This window comes from Streptomyces sp. NPDC007808, assembly GCF_042868655.1.
GTDB lineage: Bacteria > Actinomycetota > Actinomycetes > Streptomycetales > Streptomycetaceae > Streptomyces.
In genome coordinates, this window is sequence record NZ_JBIAEQ010000003.1 from 731,583 (window position 1) to 752,294 (window position 20,712).

Annotated in this window: 13 protein-coding genes; 11 read left to right on the forward strand and 2 right to left on the reverse strand. The window is 73.3% G+C overall.

Annotation, left to right across the window (positions count from 1 at the left end):
• Positions 1-2: 2 nt before the first annotated feature.
• Positions 3-1,568, reverse strand: coding sequence for a S8 family serine peptidase (locus ACFYNL_RS15025; protein WP_388802267.1), 1,566 nt, complete (start codon positions 1,566-1,568; stop codon positions 3-5).
• 388 nt (positions 1,569-1,956) lie between these two features.
• On the opposite strand from ACFYNL_RS15025, the gene ACFYNL_RS15030 reads away from it, so the two are divergent.
• The 4 genes from ACFYNL_RS15030 to ACFYNL_RS15045 all read left to right on the forward strand — a co-directional run bounded on the left by ACFYNL_RS15030 (position 1,957) and on the right by ACFYNL_RS15045 (position 5,076).
• Positions 1,957-2,373, forward strand: coding sequence for a hypothetical protein (locus ACFYNL_RS15030; RefSeq protein ID WP_388802270.1), 417 nt, complete (start codon positions 1,957-1,959; stop codon positions 2,371-2,373).
• A 128-nt stretch (positions 2,374-2,501) separates the two neighbouring features.
• Positions 2,502-3,755: a hypothetical protein gene (locus ACFYNL_RS15035; protein ID WP_388802273.1), complete on the forward strand. Its 1,254-nt coding sequence runs from the start codon at positions 2,502-2,504 to the stop codon at positions 3,753-3,755.
• Between the two features lie 8 nt (positions 3,756-3,763).
• Positions 3,764-4,339 (forward strand): hypothetical protein, encoded by a 576-nt coding sequence (locus ACFYNL_RS15040; protein WP_388802276.1) that lies wholly within the window; start codon positions 3,764-3,766, stop codon positions 4,337-4,339.
• Positions 4,336-5,076, forward strand: a complete 741-nt coding sequence (locus ACFYNL_RS15045) for an ATP-binding cassette domain-containing protein (RefSeq protein WP_388802279.1) — start codon at positions 4,336-4,338, stop codon at positions 5,074-5,076. The genes ACFYNL_RS15040 and ACFYNL_RS15045 overlap by 4 nt, the downstream gene beginning before the upstream one ends.
• 49 nt (positions 5,077-5,125) lie before the next feature.
• Here ACFYNL_RS15045 and ACFYNL_RS15050 read toward each other — a convergent pair whose 3' ends face one another.
• Entirely contained in the window at positions 5,126-5,956 is an 831-nt protein-coding gene (locus ACFYNL_RS15050; protein WP_388802282.1) for an oxidoreductase, read from the reverse strand.
• 92 nt (positions 5,957-6,048) lie between these two features.
• On the opposite strand from ACFYNL_RS15050, the gene ACFYNL_RS15055 reads away from it, so the two are divergent.
• The 7 genes from ACFYNL_RS15055 to ACFYNL_RS15085 all read left to right on the forward strand — a co-directional run bounded on the left by ACFYNL_RS15055 (position 6,049) and on the right by ACFYNL_RS15085 (position 20,648).
• Entirely contained in the window at positions 6,049-6,957 is a 909-nt protein-coding gene (locus ACFYNL_RS15055) for a LysR family transcriptional regulator (protein ID WP_388802285.1), read from the forward strand.
• A 185-nt stretch (positions 6,958-7,142) separates the two neighbouring features.
• The gene (locus ACFYNL_RS15060; RefSeq protein ID WP_388802288.1) at positions 7,143-10,730 is read left to right on the forward strand and encodes a DUF4132 domain-containing protein; all 3,588 of its coding nucleotides are present in this window, start codon (positions 7,143-7,145) and stop codon (positions 10,728-10,730) included.
• Positions 10,727-11,836: an AAA family ATPase gene (locus tag ACFYNL_RS15065; RefSeq protein WP_388802291.1), complete on the forward strand. Its 1,110-nt coding sequence runs from the start codon at positions 10,727-10,729 to the stop codon at positions 11,834-11,836. Before ACFYNL_RS15060 ends, ACFYNL_RS15065 begins: the two co-directional genes overlap by 4 nt.
• Entirely contained in the window at positions 11,836-14,190 is a 2,355-nt protein-coding gene (locus ACFYNL_RS15070) for a DUF5682 family protein (RefSeq protein ID WP_388802294.1), read from the forward strand. Before ACFYNL_RS15065 ends, ACFYNL_RS15070 begins: the two co-directional genes overlap by 1 nt.
• Positions 14,187-15,437 carry a VWA domain-containing protein gene (locus ACFYNL_RS15075; RefSeq protein ID WP_388802297.1) on the forward strand — a complete coding sequence of 417 codons (1,251 nt, stop codon included), beginning with the start codon at positions 14,187-14,189 and terminating at the stop codon, positions 15,435-15,437. Before ACFYNL_RS15070 ends, ACFYNL_RS15075 begins: the two co-directional genes overlap by 4 nt.
• Positions 15,434-17,482, forward strand: coding sequence for a hypothetical protein (locus ACFYNL_RS15080; RefSeq protein ID WP_388802300.1), 2,049 nt, complete (start codon positions 15,434-15,436; stop codon positions 17,480-17,482). The genes ACFYNL_RS15075 and ACFYNL_RS15080 overlap by 4 nt, the downstream gene beginning before the upstream one ends.
• 547 nt (positions 17,483-18,029) lie before the next feature.
• A complete protein-coding gene (locus ACFYNL_RS15085) occupies positions 18,030-20,648 on the forward strand; it encodes a glycosyl hydrolase family 65 protein (RefSeq protein WP_388802302.1) in 2,619 nt (872 codons plus the stop codon).
• Positions 20,649-20,712: the final 64 nt, after the last annotated feature.

Below are 20,712 nucleotides of genomic sequence, written 5' to 3' on the forward strand. Positions count from 1 at the left end.
GGCTAGAACTGGAGCGCCCAGGCGTCGATCCGCCCGGTGTCCCAGTTCGCGTTGTCGCTCACCCGCAGCTTCCACGTGCCGTTGGCCGCCTCCGACGAGGCGTTCACCGAGTACGTGGTGTTGATGTTGTCCGAACTGCCGCCCGTGCCGTACGACTTCAGCGTGTACGCCGTGCCGTCCGGGGCGATCAGCTGGACCTGGAGGTCGCCGATGTACGTGTGGACGATGTGGACCTCGACGGCCAGGGCCGAGGGCGCGTTGCCGGAGACCCCCGAGACCGTCACCGGGGACTCGACGGTGGCGTTGTCGCTGATCGCGTAGTCACCGGTGTTCTCGAAGCGGGGGCCCGGAGGGGTCGTCGTACCGCCGCCGACGTACAGGAGCCGGTTGGGCGAGCCGGTGCCGGGGCTGGTGACGACGCCGGTGGTGGCGGCGGACGTCAGCGCCGAGGCGACCTGGGCCGGGGTCGCCGAGGGGTTGTCGGCGAGGTGCAGCGCGGCCGCGCCCGCCACGTGCGGGCTCGCCATCGAGGTGCCGGAGATGGTGTTGGTCGCCGAGTCACTGCTGTTCCACGCCGAGGTGATGGACGAGCCGGGCGCGAACAGGTCCAGCGCCGAGCCGTAGTTGGAGTAGCTCGCCTTCGCGTCCGAGCTGGTGGTGGCGCCGACCGTGATGGCCTCGGCCACGCGCGCGGGCGACCTGGTGGAGGCATTGGTCGACTCGTTGCCGGCTGCGACGGCGAAGGTGATGCCGGAGGCGACGGCGTTGCGTACGGCCGTGTCCAGGGCGGAGTCGGCGGGGCCGCCGAGGGACATGTTGGCGACGGCCGGCTTGACCGCGTTCCGGGCGACCCAGTCGATGCCGGCGACCACCTGTGCGGTGGTGCCCTGGCCGGAGTTGTTCAGCACGCGTACGCCGACGACCTTCGCCTTCTTGGCGACGCCGTACGCCGTCCCGGCGACCGTGCCCGCGACGTGCGTGCCGTGGCCGTGGCCGTCCTGGGCGGTGTTGTCGTTGTCGATGGCGTCGTAGCCGTAGGAGGCGCGTCCGCCGAAGTCGCCGTGGGTGATGCGGACGCCGGTGTCGATGACGTAGGCGGTCACGCCCTGACCGGCCGAGTCCGGGTAGGTGTACGAGCTGTTGAGCGGCAGGTTCTTCTGGTCGATGCGGTCCAGGCCCCAGGAGGGCGGGTTGGTCTGGGTGGCGTCGACACTGAAGGTGCGGTTCTGGACGACGGAGGCGACCGCCGGGTCGGCGGCGAGCCGCTTCGCCTCGGTCTCGGACGCCTCGATCGCGTAGCCGTTCAGGGCCTTCTTGTACGTCCGCTCGATCGTGGCGCCGTACCGCTGGGCGATGGCCCTGCCCTCGGCGGAACCGGCCCGTGCCGCGCCCGGCTTGAGGGTCACGAGGTAGCTGTCGGCGACGGCGCCCGCGGCGCCGGCGTACTGGATACGGCCTTCAGGGGCTGCCGTGGCGGGGAGAGCGGAGACGAGGCTCGCGGTGAGCGCCGCGGTGGCCGCCGTGCCGACCAGGGCCAGTCTTCGCCGGGTGGAACGCATCACTGCCATCTGAGGGGTCCTCCTCGAGTGGTGGTGCGCTTGTGGGGGCGACACGGGGGCGACCGGCGACATGACATCGATCAGGTGCATGTCAACCTGTGCCGCTCCGGGTGTCAGCCGAAAGGTTGAGGCCTCCACAGGAATTGCACAAGGGTCCTGCACGGCGAGCCGTGCGCGGGTCCTGCCCCGGCCGCCGAATCGGGCCTAACGGGCGGCGCAACTCCCCCACATGACCTGAAATCAGCTCCTTCTTTGCAATCCATTGACCCGACCTTCAACTTCTGGCTAAGATCCGCCGACCGAAAACGATCGAACAAACGATCCCAAGTGGCTCGTTTTTCCTGGGGAGGGGTTCCAAAGGATGCTCAGATCGAGGGCGGTGGCTGTCACCACCTCGATGACGGCTGCACTTGTGCTCGTCTTCGCGCCGAATGCGCAGGCGAACTGGTGCAGCTACATCGAGAACTGGACGACCGCCGACGAGTCCCGTCGCTGGCTGGACGGTTACTACTCCGAAGTGAACTGGACGCTCTGCGATTCTCCGGATGACAAGAACGCCAGCCTCCGAATGTGGCGCGAGTGGGACTACTACCCCGACGACGGCTTTGACACCAAGACGTTCAGCGAATGCTTCAGCCGTTACGACGGAGACATCTCCAGCACGGGCATCTGGGACCTGCCCCACGACACGGGTTCGTACTACTTCAAGCTCGGTGTCGTGGACGACTACCACACCGACTGGCCGCTCGACGTGCACGAGGTCTACGTCGACACCTCAAAGGAAGACTCCCACCCCGGACCTCGCTGCCCCTAGCTGAGACCCGCGACTGACGGAAAACAGCTGGTCGGGGCGACCGGTCCGGCGACCGAGCCTCGACCGGCTGTTCTTCCGCATTCCCACGAGGCCACTTTCGGGAATTCCATCGACCCTCGGAACATCGATTGAAATTCATCACGCAGCTGCGCGGAACGAGCGCGATCTGGGCCGCGCCCATCGCGACCGCTCTCGCTCTGTTCTACTTCCTGGAGGCGCGCTTCCCCGCCGACCACTACGGCTGGGCGCCCACGATCGTCTCCGATGCTCTGGGACCGATCCCCTCCTTCGCCTACGCCGTCGTCGCCGGTCTGGCGGCATGGGAATGCGGTCGGCTGAAGGCGGCCAAGATCTGGAATATCGCTCTGGGCAGATCCCGCTATCGAGTCGCCGCCAATGCTCTCGTACTCCCTGTCCTGATTTCCTGGTGGATGCTGGTCCTTCCGGTGCTCCTGGCCCTCTCGGCAGCCGGGGCGCTTCCCACCGCGGCGAGTCTGCGGCCCCTGCTCATGGCGATGGCCCTGTGCGTCGCGCACGCGGCGGTGGGGTGCGCGGCCGGGCTGTACGCTCCCCGCGCGATCGCCTTTCCACTGGTGTCCGTCGGGGTCTTCATGGCGATCGCCTTCTCCGCCGGGTCCACCTCGTACTGGCCGCGCCATGTCTCCGGACAGTTGCGCCAGACACCGATCCTCGGGGAGCTCATCTCCTGGGACATCACCCTCGCTCCGGTTCTCTTCGGCGGATCGGTCGCCGTCGCCGCGGTCCTGCTGTGGTTCCCCACCCGGCTGGTCGCACTCCGCGTCCTGCTCGCGTGCGCCGTCGCGTCCGCCGGAACCGCCGGCGCCCGCGGAATGGTCGACGACTGGGATCACAGCGGGCCGATCGTGACAGGACTCGCCCCCATGGCCTGCAAGGGCAGCGAGCCGAAGGTGTGTGTCCCGAGGGCGACCTCGGCACACCTGGACACCGCCCTCGGTGACACGGACTACGTCCTGGACGAACTCCGGTCGGCCGGGGTCGAGTCGCAGCCGCGCACGGTCACGGACACGCTCACCGGGGACCTGACACATGCCGATCCCGCTCCCGGAACCTGGTACGTCGACCTGACGAAGGGAGTCGAGGCCGGAGATCTGCGCTATCGCCTCGCCATCGCGGCAGTGCGTTTCCGTTGTTCGCGGCCCGACCTGGAGATTCGCCACACCCTCAGGCTCTGGGCGACGACCGCCGTAGGGGAGAACGGGCGTTACGAGGCCCGCATGCGTGGGTTCCCCACGGCCGTGGCGGCGCGGTCGGAGGTGGCCAGGGTCAGTGCCATGTCCAGGGACGAGCAGGCCGACTGGTACCGGCAAAGGAGCACGGACGCGTGTCACCGGGTGACATGAGGTGGTGGATGGCGGTCCGTCGCGCACACACCGTCATACCCGGCTGCATCGCCGTGTACTGGGTGCTGCTCGCGGTGACCCGGGGGGACGTGGTCCTGGTGCCCTCCCTGTCCGATCCGGGTGGTGCCACGGCACCACTCCTGCAGTTCGTCCCGATCTCCCTCGCGGCGGGCCTGATGCTCAGCCTGGAGTCCAGGCCCAAGCACTGGGAGGACGCGGCGGTGCGGCGCGTGGACTGCTTCGACGCCGCACTGGCCGTTGCCACCACGTCTGCCGGCGCGGCGATCGCCCTGGTCCACGGGTTCCTGGTCGGGGCCGACGACGTCGTGGCCACCGGGCGCAACGCCGTGTTCCTGATCGGGATCATGCTGTGTGCCCGTCTGTGGCTCGGCACGGCGGCGATCTCGGTTCCCGTTCTGTGGCTGTTCGCCGTGTTCCTCGTCGGGTTCAGATCACCGCACGACCCGTACCCGTGGACAGTCGTCGCCGAGCCGTTGCGCACCCCGCACGCGCTCATCGCCACGGTCGTCGCGTTCGCGGCGGGAACACTTTCCTTCTTCATCGCTCCGCGGAGGCGTTCGTGACGCTCATACTGGACAACTGCACCTACCGCTACCGGCGTTGGAGCTCCCCTGTCCTCAGCGACTTCAGCTATGAGGTCCAGGACGGCCTGACCATCCTGCTCGGCCCCAACGGCGCCGGAAAGTCCACTCTTCTGCGACTGGCCGCCTCCGTCGTGCGCCCCCAGTCCGGAAAGGTCGCACTCGGAGACATCTCGTCGGAGTCGCGGCAGTTCCGACGTGCGGTCGCCTGGATGCCCCAGGAGATCACTCCCATACCGACCTTCACCGCTCGCGAGTACGTGGCGTACGTCGGGTGGCTCAAGGGGATGAGCCGCGGCGATGCGTGGAGCCAGGCCCGACAGGTGCTGGAGCGGGTGGGACTGCGGGACAAGTGCGACACCAGGACCAGCCGTCTGTCGGGCGGGCAACTGCGACGCGTGGGCATCGCCTCGGCCCTGGTTCACGGTGCGCGGGTGCTGCTGCTGGACGAGCCCACCGCGGGGCTCGACCCTCATCAGCGCAGGGTCTTCCGTGAGATCCTGAGGGACCTCACCGATGGCATTCAGGTCCTCGTGTCGACACACGACATCATCGATCTCGAAGAGGACGCGGAACACGTGACCGTCCTGCACGGCGGGAGAATCCGCTACTCGGGGGACAAGAACTCGTTCCTGGCGCACTCCCCCGCGGACGCTCTTCCCGGGCGCGCGCCCGAGCAGGCCTACTCCGCGATCCTCGCGGCTCACGGGCTCGAATAGGCACACCCGGGCCGCTCCCGGACCGGAGTGAACGCGCTGACCGGCGAGGTCAGTCGCCGAAGGCGGTCCTGCGCGTGCGCTTCTCCCAGGCCGTGACGTCCTCCCGTACCCGGTCCAGGTGACCGAGCACAGCCGTCACCCCGTCGTCGCCCAGCGGCAGCCGCAGCGGGGTGTCCTCGGCCTCCAGTGCGGCCAGGATGAGGGCCGCCGCCTTCGCGGGGTCGCCGGGCTGGGTGCCGTCGCCGCCGGAGACCAGGCCGCGGGTCAGGCTCACCTTGGGGTACAGGCCGCTGTCCGTGCTGGCCCCGGCCCGACCCGTCTCGAACAGCGAGGTGCGGAACGACCCCGGCTCCACGATCAGCACCTTGATGCCGAACTCGGCGACCTCGTCCGCGAGCCCCTCGGACATGCCCTCCAGCGCGAACTTGGTGCCGCTGTACGCGGAGAATCCCGCGAAGGACATCTGCCCGCCCATGCTGCTCATCTGCACGATGGCTCCGGCCCGCCGCTCCCGCATGTGCGGAAGCACCGCACGTGTGAGGGCGGCGGGCCCGAAGACATGCACATTGAACAGCTTGCGCAGCTCGTCGTCGGTTGTCTCCTCGAATGCGCCCACATGGGTACGGCCCGCGTTGTTCACCAGGACGTCGACGCGTCCGTGCCGGGCGATCACATCTCGTACGGCGGCCTCGGCGGCCCCTGTGTCGCCGACGTCCAGCCGCAGCGCCTCCACCTGGTCGGGGTGCGCGGCCACCAGGTCGTCCAGCCCCTGCGGCCGTCGTACGGCACCGACCACCACGTCACCGTCGGCGAGCGCCGCCTGAGCGATGGCCCGCCCGAAACCGCTGCTCGCTCCGGTGATCAGCCACACCTTGTTCATGACAGCTCCCTCGTCGTCGCGTGGTCGTGTTCCTGCCTGAGCAAGACTGCTGTCCCGGCCGGTTGCGCGTCCAAGACCCACGCTGATAACCGATGGTTATGACCATCGACGTCCATGTGCGGGACCTGCGCTATTTCGTGACCGTGGCCGAGGAGCTTCATTTCACCCGGGCGGCCGAGCGACTGTATGTCTCCCAGCCGGCGCTCAGCAAGCAAGTACGCGCTCTGGAAAGGCAGTTGGGCACCGAGCTGCTGCGCCGCGACCCCCGGGGCGTGACGCTCACCGAGGCCGGGGCGGCGCTGCTGCCGTACGCGCGCAGGGTGCTGGCCGCCTGGTCGGAGGGGGCGGCGGCACTGGAGGCGGCCCGGGCCGCGGCGCGCGGCACGCTCGTCGTCGGCATGAGCACCAGCCCGGGGCGCGGTGGGCTGCTCCCGGCGATCCGCTCCCGCTTCACCGCGGCGCACCCGGACAGCGTGCTGCGCCTGCGCCAGGTGAGCTGGGAGGACCCGACGGCGGGCCTGGCGGACGGCGGCTCGGACGTGGCCTTCGTCTGGCTGCCCCTGCCGGACGCCGACCGCTACGGCTGGACGGTGGTCGCCGAGGAGCCCCGGCTGGTGGCTCTCCCGGTGACCCATCCCCTGGCGTCCCGTGCGGAGATCGACTTCGCGGACCTGCTCGACGAGCCGTTCCTCGCCCTGCCGGAGAGTGCGGGGCCGTTGCGCGACCACTGGCTGGCACTGGACGAGCGCGGGGGCCGGGCGCCGCGCGTCGGGGCGGAGGTCGCGGGCACGGAGGAGACGTACGAGGCACTGGTCGCCGGGCTCGGCGTCTGCCTCGTGGCCGCGGGCAACGCTCCGTTGGTCAGCCTGGGCGGGGTGGTGACACGACCGGTGCGCGGCCTCTCGCCGAGCCGGTACGCGCTGGCGTGGCGCAGGGAGGACGAGGGGCGGGCGCTGGTGCGGGGGTATGCGGAGGTGTGCCGAGCAGCAGGCGGCCGCTGACCCGTCGACACGCCCCGTTCCGACACCTCGCCGGTCACCGACGGGACGGACGCGCGCCTGCGTCGACCGGCCCCGCCCGGCACGCCTCCTGCCCTCGCCCGGGGACGTTGTCAGTGCCCCCCGCTACTGTGACGGCCACTTGATCGAACGATCACCGGCCGGGGGGCCGGCGAAGGGGAGGGGCCGTGCGGCGCTGGGAGTTTGTCGGGGAGGGGTCGGCGAAGTTCTGGGAGGCGAAGGCTCTCGGCGCCGCTGTCACCGTGCGCTACGGACGCGTCGGCGCCCAGGGGCGTACACAGGTCAAGGAGTTCGACTCGGGGGAGGCCGCGCAGCGGTATCTGGCGAAGGCGATCGCCGAGAAGGAGCGCAAGGGGTACCTGGAGGTGGCCGGCGACGCCGCGGTGGAGGCCGACCGGCCCGAGCCGGTCGAGCCGGTCGCACCGGACGAGGTGGTCCTGCCCGACGAGGAGAGCTTCGAAGTGCCCGCCGCCTGGCGGAGGTTGGCGTACCCGAGGCGGGGCGGGGGCCGACGCGGGGGCGCCGTGCCGCGCGAGGACGCCGAGGAGCTGGTGGCCCAGCGGCTGAAGGAGGAGGCGGAGTGGGTCGAGCAGATGCTCGCCGCGCGCGGCAGCGACCCGCAGATCGTGGCGGCCGTCCGCGCACATCTCGACGGCAGCCCGAGCCCGCTCGGTGCGGCCGCCCTGGCCGCGGTGACCATGCACTACCGGCTGCCCGACGGGATCTTCGTGGACGCCTGGGTCAGGGCCCACGGCCCGGCCTTCGCGGCGCGGGCGGTCGTGGAGTACTTCGACATCGAGGCCCACTGGATGCAGTACGGCGGCAAGCGCGAGGATCCTCGCCTGAGCTTCCGGCACCCTGACGGCCTGGTCGACACCCACCGAGCCCGCGGTCATTTCGCCGACCGGCTGCGGGCGTTGCTCGCGGTCGCCGACGACGAGGCGTACGGGGAGGCCGTCGCCGCCCTCGCCCGGTGCCGGGAGACCGTGCGCCGCCGGATCATCGCCTCCTATGTGGCGCCCGGGGAGCGTGAGTGGGTCGACGAGTGCTGTACGGGCGAGGTCACGGACGACCCGACGCTCCAGGCGATGCTGCTGTGCTCCCTGCACTCCCCTGCCCAGCTGGACCACTTCGGCGACAAGCTGAACCCCCGCTGGGACACGTGGTCGATGGCGTTCATCGCCACGCTCGCCGAGGGCACCGGCAAGGCGTTCGCGCCCCTGCTGGAGCGGGCGCTGAAGGACGCGTACGGCTCCGACCGCACCAAGAGCATCGCCGGTGCCCTGGTCGAGCTGCCCTCGGACGACGCCTTCGGGATCCTCCTCGGCCGCGTCGATGACAAGCACGTGCGTCCGAGCCTGCTGGAGGCGATGCGGCGCTACCCCGTCCGCGCCCTGCGCCTGCTGGGCCGGGCGGCGCTCGGCTCCGGCAGGAACGCGTCGATGGCGAAGCAGTTGCTGGCCGCGCACATCCAGGCGCACCAGCGCCTGACCACGGTCGCGCTGCCCGACCTCCCCGTCGAGGTCGCCGCCCTCGTCGAGGCCCTGCTCACCAACGCTGACCGGGTGGCCGAGGCACCGGCACGGGCGCTGCCCGCGCTGCTGGTCGACCCGCCGTGGGCGAGGAAGCGTACGGCCCGCAAGGCCCGCGTGGCGTCCGGGATGCCGGTGGTCCCCGAGCCGCAGGTCCGCTGGCAGCCGGGCGAGCGGGAGGAGTGGGCCGGTACGCAGTCCTGGTTCGCCAAGTGGCGCGAACGGTACAGCTGGGCCAAGGAGATCGAGACGCTGCGCAACGGTGGGCAGTTGAAGGACGTCCGGGACGCCCGGCTGTTCGTCGTCGGTCCCGAGGACGTCGTACGACCGCTGCTGGCCGCCTGCGCCCCGGAGGACTACTGGGACGGCGAGGCCACCCTCAAGCCGGTCGCGGCCAGGCACGAGGTGCACGCCCTGCCGCTGATGCTGCGGGCCGCCGCCCGGCACCCGGCCACGTTGGGGCCGCTGGTCCTGCCGTACGTCGACGTCGAGGTCGCCGCGCTGGTGTGCGACTGGCTGGCGCGGCTGAAGTCCGCCGACGCCACGGCCCGCGCATGGCTGTCGCGGCACGGGCCGGCGGCCGTACCGGTGCTCGTGCCGCACGCGGTGGGCCGGGCCGGCACGGTGCGCCGGGGTGCCGAGCAGGCGCTGCGGCTGCTGGCGGACGCGCAGGGCGGTGAGGCGGTGCTCCGGGCCGCCGCGGGGAGCGGACAGGAGGCCGCGGACATCGTCGGGGAGCTGCTGGCCGCCGACCCGCTGGAGAGCGCCCTCCCGGCCCGTATGCCGGTCGTCGGTGCCTGGGCCGAGCCCGCGCTGCTGCCGCAGATCCTGCTCAAGGAGGGCGGCGCACTGCCCGCCGACGCGGTGCGGAACGCCGTCACCCTGCTGGCGCTGTCCAGGCCCGGCGAGGTCTACCCCGGCCTCGACGTGCTGACCGAGCACTGCACCGCCGACTCCCTGGCCGCCTTCGCGTGGGGCCTGTTCGAGCAGTGGCGGCTCGCCGGGATGCCCCCGAAGGAGAGCTGGGCGCTGCACGCGCTGGGCTGGTTCGGGGACGACGAGACCGTGCGGCGCCTGACTCCCGTCCTGCGCGCCTGGCCCGGTGAGGGCGCGCACCACCGGGCCGTGGAGGGGCTGAACGTCCTCGCGGCCATCGGTACCGATGTGGCGCTGCTGCATCTGCACGGCATCGCCCAGCGGGTGCCGTTCAAGGCCCTGAAGGTCCGCGCCCAGGAGAAGATCGCCGAGGTCGCGGAGGCACTGGGGCTGACGGCCGAGCAGCTCGGCGACCGGCTCGTCCCCGACTTCGGCCTCGACGCCCACGGCAGCACGGTCATCGACTACGGCACGCGGCAGTTCACCGTCGGCTTCGACGAGCAGCTGCGGCCGTACGTCCGTGATGCCGACGGCAAGCCCCGCAAGGCGCTGCCCGCCCCCGGCGCCAAGGACGACCCGGACCTCGCGCCGGCCGAGCGCAAGCGGTTCGCCGCGCTGAAGAAGGACGTCCGTACCGTCGCGGGCGACCAGGTGCGGCGGCTGGAGGCGGCCATGGTCGGCGGGCGTTCCTGGACGGTCCAGGAGTTCCGGGAGCTGTTCGTGGCCCATCCGCTGCTGTGGCACCTGGTGCGGCGGCTGGTCTGGCTCAGTGAGGCGGACGGCGAGGTGACAGCGTTCCGGGTGGCGGAGGACCGTACGTTCGCGGACGTCGACGACGACGAGCTGACGCCGCCCGACGCGGCCCGGATCAGTGTCGCCCACCCGCTGCACCTGGGTGAGGATCTCGGCGCCTGGTCGGAGCTGTTCGCCGACTACGAGATCCTGCAGCCGTTCCCCCAGTTGGGCCGGGCCGTGCACACGGTCACCGAGGAGGAGGCGGGAAGCCACCGGCTGACCCGGTTCGAGGGCGCGACCGTGCCGGTCGGCAAGCTGCTCGGTCTGACCAAGCGCGGCTGGGAGCGGGGCGTACCGCAGGACGCGGGCGTGGAGCGCTGGTTCTCCAAGCGGGTCGACGACGACGTGTATCTGGTGATCGACCTCGATCCGGGCATCCCGGTCGGCTGGGTCGACGGGCTCGGCGACCAGACCTTCCGGGCGGTGTGGCTCGACACCAGGCCGGACGACTACTACGAGCGCAGCCGTCGGTTCCCGCACCGCTTCGCCGGTCTCGACCCGGTCGCGGCCTCCGAGATCCTGGCCGACCTGACGGAGGTGACCGCGAAGTGACCACCGCTGCGCACGGCACCACCGGTGCGGGCACCGAGGAACAGCTCCAGCGCCCGCCCGCCGAGGTCCGCTACGCCGACGAGCTCGCCGCCCTGCGCGCGGCCGACGGCGATCCACGTCCGCCGGGCTGGCAGCTGAGTCTTCGTGCCGCGCGCCGCTTCGTCGTCGGCGACGAACAGGCGGGCATCAGCCGGAAGTTCGTCGGGAACGTCTCGTTGGTGGAGCGGGCCCTGGTGACGCTGGCCACCAACCGCGGTCTGATGCTGGTGGGTGAGCCGGGCACGGCGAAGTCACTGCTGTCCGAGCTGATCGCGGCGGCCGTCAGCGGCAGCTCCGCGCTCACCGTGCAGGGCGGCGCGGCCACCACCGAGGACCAGATCAAGTACTCCTGGAACTACGCCCTGTTGGTCTCCGAGGGCCCCTCGCCCCGCTCCCTCGTCCCCGCACCCATGCTGCGCGGCATGGCCGAGGGACGGATCGTGCGCTTCGAGGAGATCACCCGCTGCCCGCTGGAGGTGCAGGACTGCCTGCTGTCGCTGCTGTCCGACCGGGTCATCGCCATTCCCGAGCTGGACGGGCCGCAGGGCATGGTCTTCGCCCGCCAGGGCTTCAACGTCATCGCCACCGCCAACACCCGCGACCGGGGCGTCAACGAGATGAGTGCCGCGCTCAAGCGTCGCTTCAACTTCGAGACGGTGTTCCCCATCCCCGACTTCGACACCGAGCTGGCCCTGGTGGAGGCGGAGGCCACGGCGCTGCTGCGGCAGTCCGGGGTGGCGGCGCCACCGCGCCGGGATGTGCTGGAGGTGCTGGTGGGCACCTTCCGCGAGCTGCGCGGCACAGCCGAGCGCGGGGAGCGGATGTCGACCGTGATGAGCACCGCCGAGGCCGTGTCGGTCGCGCACGCGGTGGGGGTGCGGGGCTGGTACCTGCGCGGCGAGCCCGGCGGTGCGGCCGACGTGGTGGCGAGCCTCGCGGGCACGGCCGCGAAGGACAGCCCTGAGGACCTCGCCCGGCTGCGCCGCTTCCTGGAGCAGGAGGTGCCCCGCCGCAAGGGCGCGCAGTGGCAGGCGCTGCACGACGCACGGCACCTGCTGGCGGACTGATGCCGTCCGTCTCCGAGAGCGCGGTCCGACCCGCTGCCGAGTCCGTCGTCTTCCTGGGTGTACGACACCACTCACCCGCCTGCGCCCGGCTGGTCGGCCGGACGATCGAGGACCTGCGGCCCGCGTACGTCCTCGTGGAGGGACCGGCCGACATGAACGGCCGGCTGGACGAGTTGCTGCTCGGCCACCGGCTGCCGGTCGCCGTGTTCAGCCACTACCGGGACGAGACGCGAGTCGCGACCTCGTGGGCACCGCTGTGCGACTACTCACCCGAGTGGATCGCGCTGCGGGAGGGCCGCGCGGCCGGTGCGCAGGTGCGGTTCATCGACCTGCCGGCCTGGCATCCGGCGTTCGCGGAGCGCGGTGAGCGGCTAACCAACCGGTACGCCGATGCCGAGGCGAGGTACGCGGAGGCGACGAGGCGGCTGTGCGCGCACTTCTCGGTGGACTCGGTGGACGCCTTGTGGGACGGGCTGTTCGAGGTCACCGACGTGACAGGCCCGGACGGACTGCGGGCGCGCCTGGACGCGTACTTCGAGGTGGTGCGGGGGGACGGTGAGGCCGACCCCGGCGACCGTGCGCGCGAGGAGTACATGGCGTCCTGGGTGCGAGCCGCGGTGGCGCGCGCCGAAGGGCGGCCCGTCCTGGTGGTGACCGGCGGTTTCCACCAGCCGGCCCTGCGCGCGCTGTCCCGCCCGGCCGGCGACGGATCCGACTGGCCCGCGGTTCCCGCGCCGCCCGAGGGTGCGCTCGGCGGCAGCTTCCTGGTGCCGTACTCCTTCCGGCAGTTGGACGCCTTCGCCGGCTACCAGTCCGGTATGCCCTCGCCCGGCTACTACCAGCGGTTGTGGGAGGGCGACCCGGACACGGCCGCGCAGGGTCTGCTGCGGTCCGTCGCCGAGCGGCTGCGCGCCCGCCGCGTCCCGGTGTCCACGGCCGACCTGATCGCCGCCCGGGGACTGGCCCGGGGGCTCGCGCTGCTGCGCGGTCACCCCTGCGAGACCAGGGTCGACGTCCTGGACGGCCTCGCCGGTGCGCTGATCGGCGACGATCTGGAGGAGCCGCTGCCGTGGACCGGCAGGGGCACGCTCGGCGCCGGGACGCATCCGGTGGTCGTGGAGATGGTCGCCGCCTGCACCGGTGGGACCGAGGGCCGGCTGCACCCGGACACGCCCGTGCCTCCGCTGGTGAACGACGTGACCGAGCGGCTCGCCCGGCTGGGCCTGGCCGAGCCGGACGGACCGGTCACCCTCGACCTCACCGACCCGGCCGGGCAGGCCCGCAGTCAGGTCCTGCACCGGCTGCGGGTGCTGGGCATCCCGGGCTTCACACGGGTCGCGGGCCCGGCCGACGGCGGTGACCCGGTGTTCACCGAGCGCTGGGAGCCGGGACCGGCGAGCGGGCGCGAGGCAGCGCTGATCGAGGCGGGCGCGTACGGGGCGCGGCTGGACGAGGCGGCCTCGGTGGTGCTGGCGGAGCGGGCGCGCGAGGCCGGTCGGGAGGCCGGGGCGCTCGCAGGGCTGCTCTTCGACGCCGTGCTGTGCGGCGTCGGGCCGCTCTGCGAGGAGCTGCTGGACGCCCTCGCGCGGCAGGTCGGCCAGGTTCCCGACCCGGCGCCGCTCGGCGAGGTGCTGACGGCCGCGCTGGGCCTGTGGCGGCACGACCGGGTGTTCGGCGTGGCGCGCGGCCGGCTGCTGGGCAGCGTCGTCGGGGGCGCCGCCGACCGAGTGTTCTGGCTGGTGGAGGGCCTGCACGGCGGCCCCGGCGTGGACCTGCCCCGGCTGCGCGCGCTGGCGGCCGCCCGGGACGCGCTGCTGCACGCACCGGAGTTGCTGTCGGTGACCCGGGAGGCCGCCGCCGAGGCCGCGGCCCGTATCGGCCGGGACGGGCGGGCCCCGGCCGACCTGCGTGGCGCCGCCTTCGGCCTGCGCTGGGCCCTGGGCCGCCCGGACGAGGCGGCGACGGCCGTACGGGCCCTGGCCGTCACCGCCACCGACACCCTCGGGGACTGGCTGGCCGGCCTGTTCGCGCTGGCCCGCGAGGAGGTCACCGCCGGCGCGGCGGACGGCGAAGAGCCCCTGATCGACGTACTGGACGGCATCGTCTCGGCGCTGACCGAGGAGGACTTCCTCACCGGACTGCCCGCGCTCCGCCAGGCCTTCGCCTTCTTCCCGCCGCGGGAACGCGAGCGCATCGCCGAACGCCTGCTCCAGCGGCGCGGCAGACAGGGCTCGGCCCGCTCGCTGCTGCGCACCACCGCCGACCCGCTGCTGCTCGCCCGCGCCGCGGCCCTGGAGGAGAACGTGTCCCGACTGCTCGACCGCCACGGACTGGGAGCGGGTGCTCGGCGATGAACTCCCCCACGCCGGAGCGGCCGTTCACTTCCCGGGATTCCGCACCGCAGCACCCGCCCGCGTCCCCCGACCCCACACCGGAACACCCACCCGCGTCCCCCGACCCCGCCCTGGAGCGCTGGCGCCTGATCCTCGGCTCCCCCGCCGAACGGTGCACCGGCCCGCTGCACGGCGCCGCCGCCGCCCGCGACGCCGCGCTCGACTGGCTCTACGGGCGTGACGAGGACCTGCGCCGCCGCGGGGTGCGCCGGGGTGGTTCGGCCGAGCCCCGCGAGGGCGGCACCGGACCCTCCCGGCTGACCGCGGTGGACTGGCTCGACGACATCCACCGGCTGTTCCCCAAGGAGACGGTGGAACGGCTGGAACGGGACGCGGTCGAGCGGTACGGGATCGACGAGATCGTCACCGACCCGGACGTACTCGCCCGGGTCGAACCCAGCCAGACCCTGCTGCGCGCCGTCCTGCGCACCAAGCACCTGATGAACCCACAGGTCCTGGCCGCGGCCCGGCGCATCGTGGAGACGGTCGTCCGGCAGCTGACGGAGCGCCTGCGCCCCGAGGTCCGCCGTGCCTTCACCGGCTCCCGCTCCCGCCGCCCGAGCCGACTGCCGCTGGCCCGGAACTTCGACTTCAGGACCACCGTCCGGGCCAACCTCGCCCACTACCAGCCCGAGGAACGCCGCGTCCTCATCCAGCGTCCGCACTTCCACTCCCGCATCCGGCGTCACCTCGAACAGTGGCAACTCGTGCTGCTCGTCGACCAGTCGGGCTCCATGGCCGGTTCGGTGATCCACTCCGCGGTCACCGCCGCCTGCCTGTGGGGCCTGCCGGGGTTGAAGACCCACCTGGTCGCCTTCGACACCGAGGTGGTGGACCTGACCGGCGAGGTGACCGATCCGGTGGAACTGCTGATGGGGGTTCAGCTCGGCGGTGGCACCGACATCGCCCGAGCCGTCGACTACGGCGCCTCACTCGTCGAGAACCCGCGACGCACCATCGTCGCGCTCATCTCCGACTTCTACGAGGGCGGCGACCCGTACCGCCTGGTCCGCACCGTGCGCGCGCTGGTCGAGCAGGGCACGACCGTGCTGTGCCTCGCGGCGCTCGACGAGGCCGCCGACCCGGTGTACGACCGAGGGCTCGCGGGGCGGCTGGCCGCGGTGGGCGCCCCGGTGGGGGCGATGACGCCGGGCGCTCTCGCCGAGTTCGTCGCCGAGAAGGTCGGCCGGGGAGGGCAGGGACAGTGACCGTACGCGCCGATCTGCTGGCCCTGACGCCGCAGACACTCGCCTCGCTCGCCAACCGCGGCCTCGTCAAGCGCGCGGAGAAGGACCTGATGGCCGGCTCCGGCCCGGCGGTGACCGTCTCCGACGACGGCACGGTACGCGGTCGCTTCCCCGACGGAACGGACACGACCCTGCCGCCGGGTATCGGCCTGGACGCGACCCGGTGCGGCTGCGGGGCGACGGGCGTGTGCCGGCACCGCATCGGCGTGGTGCTCGCCTACCAGCGCGACGCCGAGGCCGGACCTCGGGGCGGGTCCGCGGCCGACCCGGGGTGCGCCGTCCCGCAGGGCGAGGCGGACGGGTACGCCGACTGGTCGCCGGCCGAGTTCGACGACGAGGCCCTGGCCGCAGCGCTGGGCCGGCCCGCGCTGGCCGCCGCGCGGCGCGTCAGGGAACGCGGCTACGTCGCCCGGCTGCACCGCCCCACCGCCGACGATCCGGCTCCGCGGGTCGAACTGCCCACCTGCACCGTCCGTTTCCCGGTCCCCCGGGAGCTGGGCTACGCCCTCACCGACGCGTCCGCCGCGGTGCGCGGCGAGGTCGTGGTCCTGGCGGTGTGGGCGTTCCGGGCCGGGGACGCCCCGGGGGTGACGGAGGTGAGCGTCGGTGGTCGCACCGCCCCCGCGGAACCCGCCGAGGAGGTCCTCCGCGCCGCCCTGGCCCTCGCCGACGAGCTCCTCCTGGACGGCGTCCAGCAGGCGGGCCCGGTCTTCGCCGGGTCCCTCGCCCGGGTCCAGCGGTCCCTGACCGGCGCTTGCCTGCACTGGCCGGCGGGTGTGGTGGCCGAACTGCGCGGGCAGCTCGACGCGTACGCCGCGCGCGGGTCCGGGTACGAGGCGGAGCGGTTCGCCCTGCTGCTGGCCGAACTCCATGCCCGGCACCGGGCCGCCGCTCACGACCCGGTGGGGGTGCTGGGCACCAAGGAGGCACCGGAGACCCCGTTGCGCCGGGTGCGGCTGGTGGCGCTCGGCTGCCGGATCGGCGGCCACGCGGGACGAGACGGAGCTGCCAACGGCGTCCGTACCGCCGAGACCTACTTCGCCCACCACGACGCCGGGATCACCCTGGTGCTGCGCAAGCACTGGGACCTGACGGAGGGCCGGCTGCTGACGGGGCACGAACTGTCCGGCCGTCGGCTGCTCGGATCCCCGCTGCGCACGCTCGCCGCGGCGAACGTCGTCAGCGAGCACACGTCACGCGCCGCCGACCGGACCGTCACCATCTCCCGCGGCCGTATCGCCGCCACCAGTGTCACCCCGCTCGGCTCCGCCTGGCGGGACCTGCCCGGTGGCCTGCTGGTCCGCGACACCGCCGCCCACCTGCGGGCCGCGGGTACCCGGCCGCCCCGGATGATCCGCCCGCGCGTCGAGGCCGAGTCCGTGCGGGTGGTGGAGGTGTCGGCCGTGGAGTCGGTCGGCTACGACCCGGCCGGGCAGCGCCTGGAAGCGGTCGTACGCGACCTCGCGGGCAACGAGGTCCTGGTCCTCGCCGCCTACAACCCCCTGTGCCCCGGCGGCCTGGACGCGCTCGCCGCCGCCCTCGGCGACGAGGACGTCCACTGCGTCAGCGGCATGCTGGGCCGCGCGCACGGCCGGATCGTGCTGGACCCGCTGGCCGTGCTGACCGGCACCGGCGTGGTCGTCCCCGACCTCGCCCCGGGGGACGGCGACACGTCGCTCGGTGCGGCTCCGGCTCGCTCGGCCGACCCGATCACGACGGCACTGGAGTCGGCACTCGCCGCCCTGGCCGAGGCCGCCCACCACGGCCTGCGCCGTCTGACCGCCCCGGCCCGCACCCGTCTGACCGACAGCGCGGCGACCCTGCACCGCACCGGCCTGCGCACCGCCGCGCGGCTGATCGACGACCTGCACGCCACCCTCCACCGAGCCGGCGCGACGGCCGCCGTCCCCGCGTGGCTGGACGCCCAGATCCACCTGACGGCCGCACTGGAACTGCACACGGAGGGAACGGGGGGAACGAACACCGCCGCGCACCCACCCGGCTGACCACGCCGGCCCGCCCAGAACCGCGATGACACCGGACCCGTCCGACCCGTCCCCGCCGGACCCGTCCGACCCGTCCCCGCCGGACCCGTCCGACCCGTCCCCGCCGGACCCGTCCGACCCGTCCCCGCCGGACTCGGCCAACCGCCCCACCCGACCCGACCGACCGCCCCACCCGACCCGACCGACCGCCCCACCCGACCCGACCGACCGCCCCACCCGACCCGACCGACCGCCCCACCCGACCCGACCCGCGCCCTACCCCCAACCGAAGGTGACTTCACAGGGTCCCCGGTGCGGCCCCGCCCCCTCCCCCGCCCGAAGGCGACCTCACAGCGGCACCGCCCCCTCCCCCTCAGCCCGGCCGGCTCCGCCGAGGAGCCCGCGACCCGACGGGCGCCCCTCGTGGCGAGCCCGCCCCCGACCCGAACGGCGCCCCTCGCGAGCCGCCCCCCTCACCACCCCACGCCCCCCGCGCGCCCGCCCCGTACGTGGTAATTCCCCGTGCCTTGCGCCCCTCCGCCCCCTCCCCGCCCCCATCGTCGACCCCGTGACGAAGCCCCACCTCCCTCACCTCATCGCCCCGCTCCTCGCCGCCACGCTCCTGCTTCCCCTCCCCGCCGGGCCGGCGCACGCCGCGCCCCGCTCACCCGACCCCGGCTGTGCGGCACCGGGCTGGGCACCGGCCGCCACCCGGATCGACCCCGAGGACGCGCACCACCCGTACGTCGGCAACGGTTACCTCGCCACGCGCGTGCCGCCCACCGGCGCCGGCCACGCGGCGCCCGGCCAGAAGACCGGGTGGCCCCTGTACACCCCGCGCTACGACGGCACCTTCGTCTCCGGTCTCTACGGCCGCGGCCCCGAGCACACCGCCGGCCGCGAGGCCCGCGCGGCGCTGCCCCACTGGACCGGCCTCGACGTCACGGCCGGCGGCGAGACCTACGGCGACGGAAGCCGTGTCACCGGCTACCGGCAGACCCTGTCCCTGCGCTGCGGTTATCTGCGCACCACCCTGACCTGGACCGCGTCCGACGGCCGCCGCACGGACCTCGCGTACGACGTCCTCACCTCCCGCGACGACCCGCACACCGGCGCCGTACGCCTGCGCGTCACCCCGTACTGGGACGGCCGACTCACCCTGACCGACCGCCTCGACGGCCGCGGCGCCCGCCGGGTCGCCCCGACCGGAGCGGGACCGGTCGACGCGCACACGATCACCGTGGGCTTCCGCACCGACGGCACCCGTGTCGACGGAGCCGTCACGTCGACGTTCCGCCCGCCACCGGGACGCGTGCAGCGATCACACTCCGACGCACACAAGTTGAGTGCACATCAGGCGGTCACCCTCGCCGTCCGCTCCGGACGCACGTACACCGCCACGAAGTACGTCGGCGTCGACACCGCCCTCACCTCCCGTGACCCGCGCCGCACCGCCCGCGCGGCCGCGCACCGGGCCGCGCGGCGCGGCTGGCCGGCGCTGCTCGCCTCGCACAGCGCCGCCTGGCGTGAGCTGTGGAAGGCCGACATCGAGGTTCCAGGACACCCCGGCCTCCAATTGTGGGTGCGCTCGGCGCAGTACGGCCTGCTGTCGTCGTTGCGCGCGGGCGCCCGCGACAGCATCGCCCCGACCGGGCTGACCAGCGACGACTACGCGGGCATGGTCTTCTGGGACGCGGAGACGTGGATGTTCCCGCCGCTGCTGGCCCTGCACCCCGAACTCGCCCGTCCGGTCCTGGAGTACCGCCACCGCACCCGCGCGGCCGCCGCCGACAACGCCGCGCGGACGTCGGTGCGGGGCCTGTTCTACCCGTGGACGAGCGCGAGCCGCGGCCGACTGTGGAGCGAGTGCCAGAGCTGGCGCCCGCCGCACTGCGTGACCCAGAACCACCTGCAGGGTGACATCGCGCTGGCCGCCTGGCAGTACTACCTGGCCACCGGTGACCGGGGCTGGCTGCGCGGGCGCGGCTGGCCGCTGCTCCGAGGGATCGCGCGCTACTGGACGTCACGGGTGACGCGGAACGCGGACGGCACGTACTCCGTGCATGAGGTGGCCGGTCCCGACGAGTACAGCAACGGCGTCACCGACGGCGCCTACACCAACGCCGTCGCCGCCACCGCGCTGCGCGCCGCGGCCGACGCCGCCCGCGTGCTGGGCAGGCCCGCACCGGCCCGGTGGCGGCACATCGCCGGGCGCCTGCGCGTCCCGTACGACCCGGAGCGCAAGGTCTTCCTCCAGTACGACGGTTACGACGGCGCCCCGATCAAGCAGGCCGACGCCGTGCTGCTGGTGTATCCGCTGGAGTGGCCGATGCCGCCCGGCGCGGCGGCGGCCACGCTCGACCACTACACCGCGCGCACCGATCCGGACGGCCCGGCCATGACCGACTCGGTGCACGCGATCGCCGCCGCCGCGACCGGTGAGCCGGGCTGCGCCGCGTACACCTTCCTGCGGCGCGCCTACCAGCCGTTCGCGCGGGGCCCGTTCGCGCTGTTCTCGGAGTCCCGCGGCGCGAAGCCGGGCGCCGCCGACCCGCTCGCGGGCGCCCCGGCCCAGGACTTCCTCACCGGCAAGGGCGGCTTCCTGCAGGTCTTCACGCACGGCCTGACCGGGCTGCGTCCGCGTCCCGGCGCCCTGCGTCTCGACCCGACCCTGCCGCCGCAGCTCGACGACGGGGTACGGCTCAAGGGGCTGCGGTGGCACGGTCGTACGTACGACGTCGAGATCGGGCCCGAGACGACCACGGTCCGGCTCCGCTCGGGTGAGCCCGTCCCCCTGGAGACCCCCGAGGGCCGCTACCGGCTCTCCGGCACGGTCATCCTCAAGACGCGCCGTCCCGACCTCGCCCCCACCGCCGACCGGGCCCGCTGCCGGCCGGTGACGGCGACGTCCGCGGAGCCGGGGGCGTACGCGGAGGCGGCCGTGGACGGCAGCGCGGCCACCGTCTGGTCCCCCGCCGCCGAGCGCGCCTCGCTCACCGTCGAGCTGGGGCGGGCGGTACGCGTCGGGACGGTACGGCCGCAGTGGGGGAAGCGGCCGGCGGCGTACGCGGTCGAGGTCTCGGCGGACGGGCGGGCGTGGCACCCGGTGGACGGGAGCGCCGTCCGGTTCGTACGGGTGAGCGTGCGTGGGGAGGCCGAGCTGGCCGACCTCGACGTTCGCACCTGAGTGCGGATCGCACCCTGGCTTGACAACTCGGGTGCATGGGGCGGTCGTTGCCATACCGTGGGCA

Excerpts from the sequence above, each read along its gene's own strand:
- ACFYNL_RS15025 (WP_388802267.1), bottom strand. The coding sequence starts at position 1,568 with ATGGCAGTGATGCGTTCCACCCGGCGAAGACTGGCCCTGGTCGGCACG.
- ACFYNL_RS15030 (WP_388802270.1), top strand. The coding sequence starts at position 1,957 with ATGACGGCTGCACTTGTGCTCGTCTTCGCGCCGAATGCGCAGGCGAAC.
- ACFYNL_RS15040 (WP_388802276.1), top strand. The coding sequence starts at position 3,764 with ATGGCGGTCCGTCGCGCACACACCGTCATACCCGGCTGCATCGCCGTG.
- ACFYNL_RS15050 (WP_388802282.1), bottom strand. The coding sequence starts at position 5,956 with ATGAACAAGGTGTGGCTGATCACCGGAGCGAGCAGCGGTTTCGGGCGG.
- ACFYNL_RS15055 (WP_388802285.1), top strand. The coding sequence starts at position 6,049 with ATGGTTATGACCATCGACGTCCATGTGCGGGACCTGCGCTATTTCGTG.
- ACFYNL_RS15070 (WP_388802294.1), top strand. The coding sequence starts at position 11,836 with ATGCCGTCCGTCTCCGAGAGCGCGGTCCGACCCGCTGCCGAGTCCGTC.
- ACFYNL_RS15075 (WP_388802297.1), top strand. The coding sequence starts at position 14,187 with ATGAACTCCCCCACGCCGGAGCGGCCGTTCACTTCCCGGGATTCCGCA.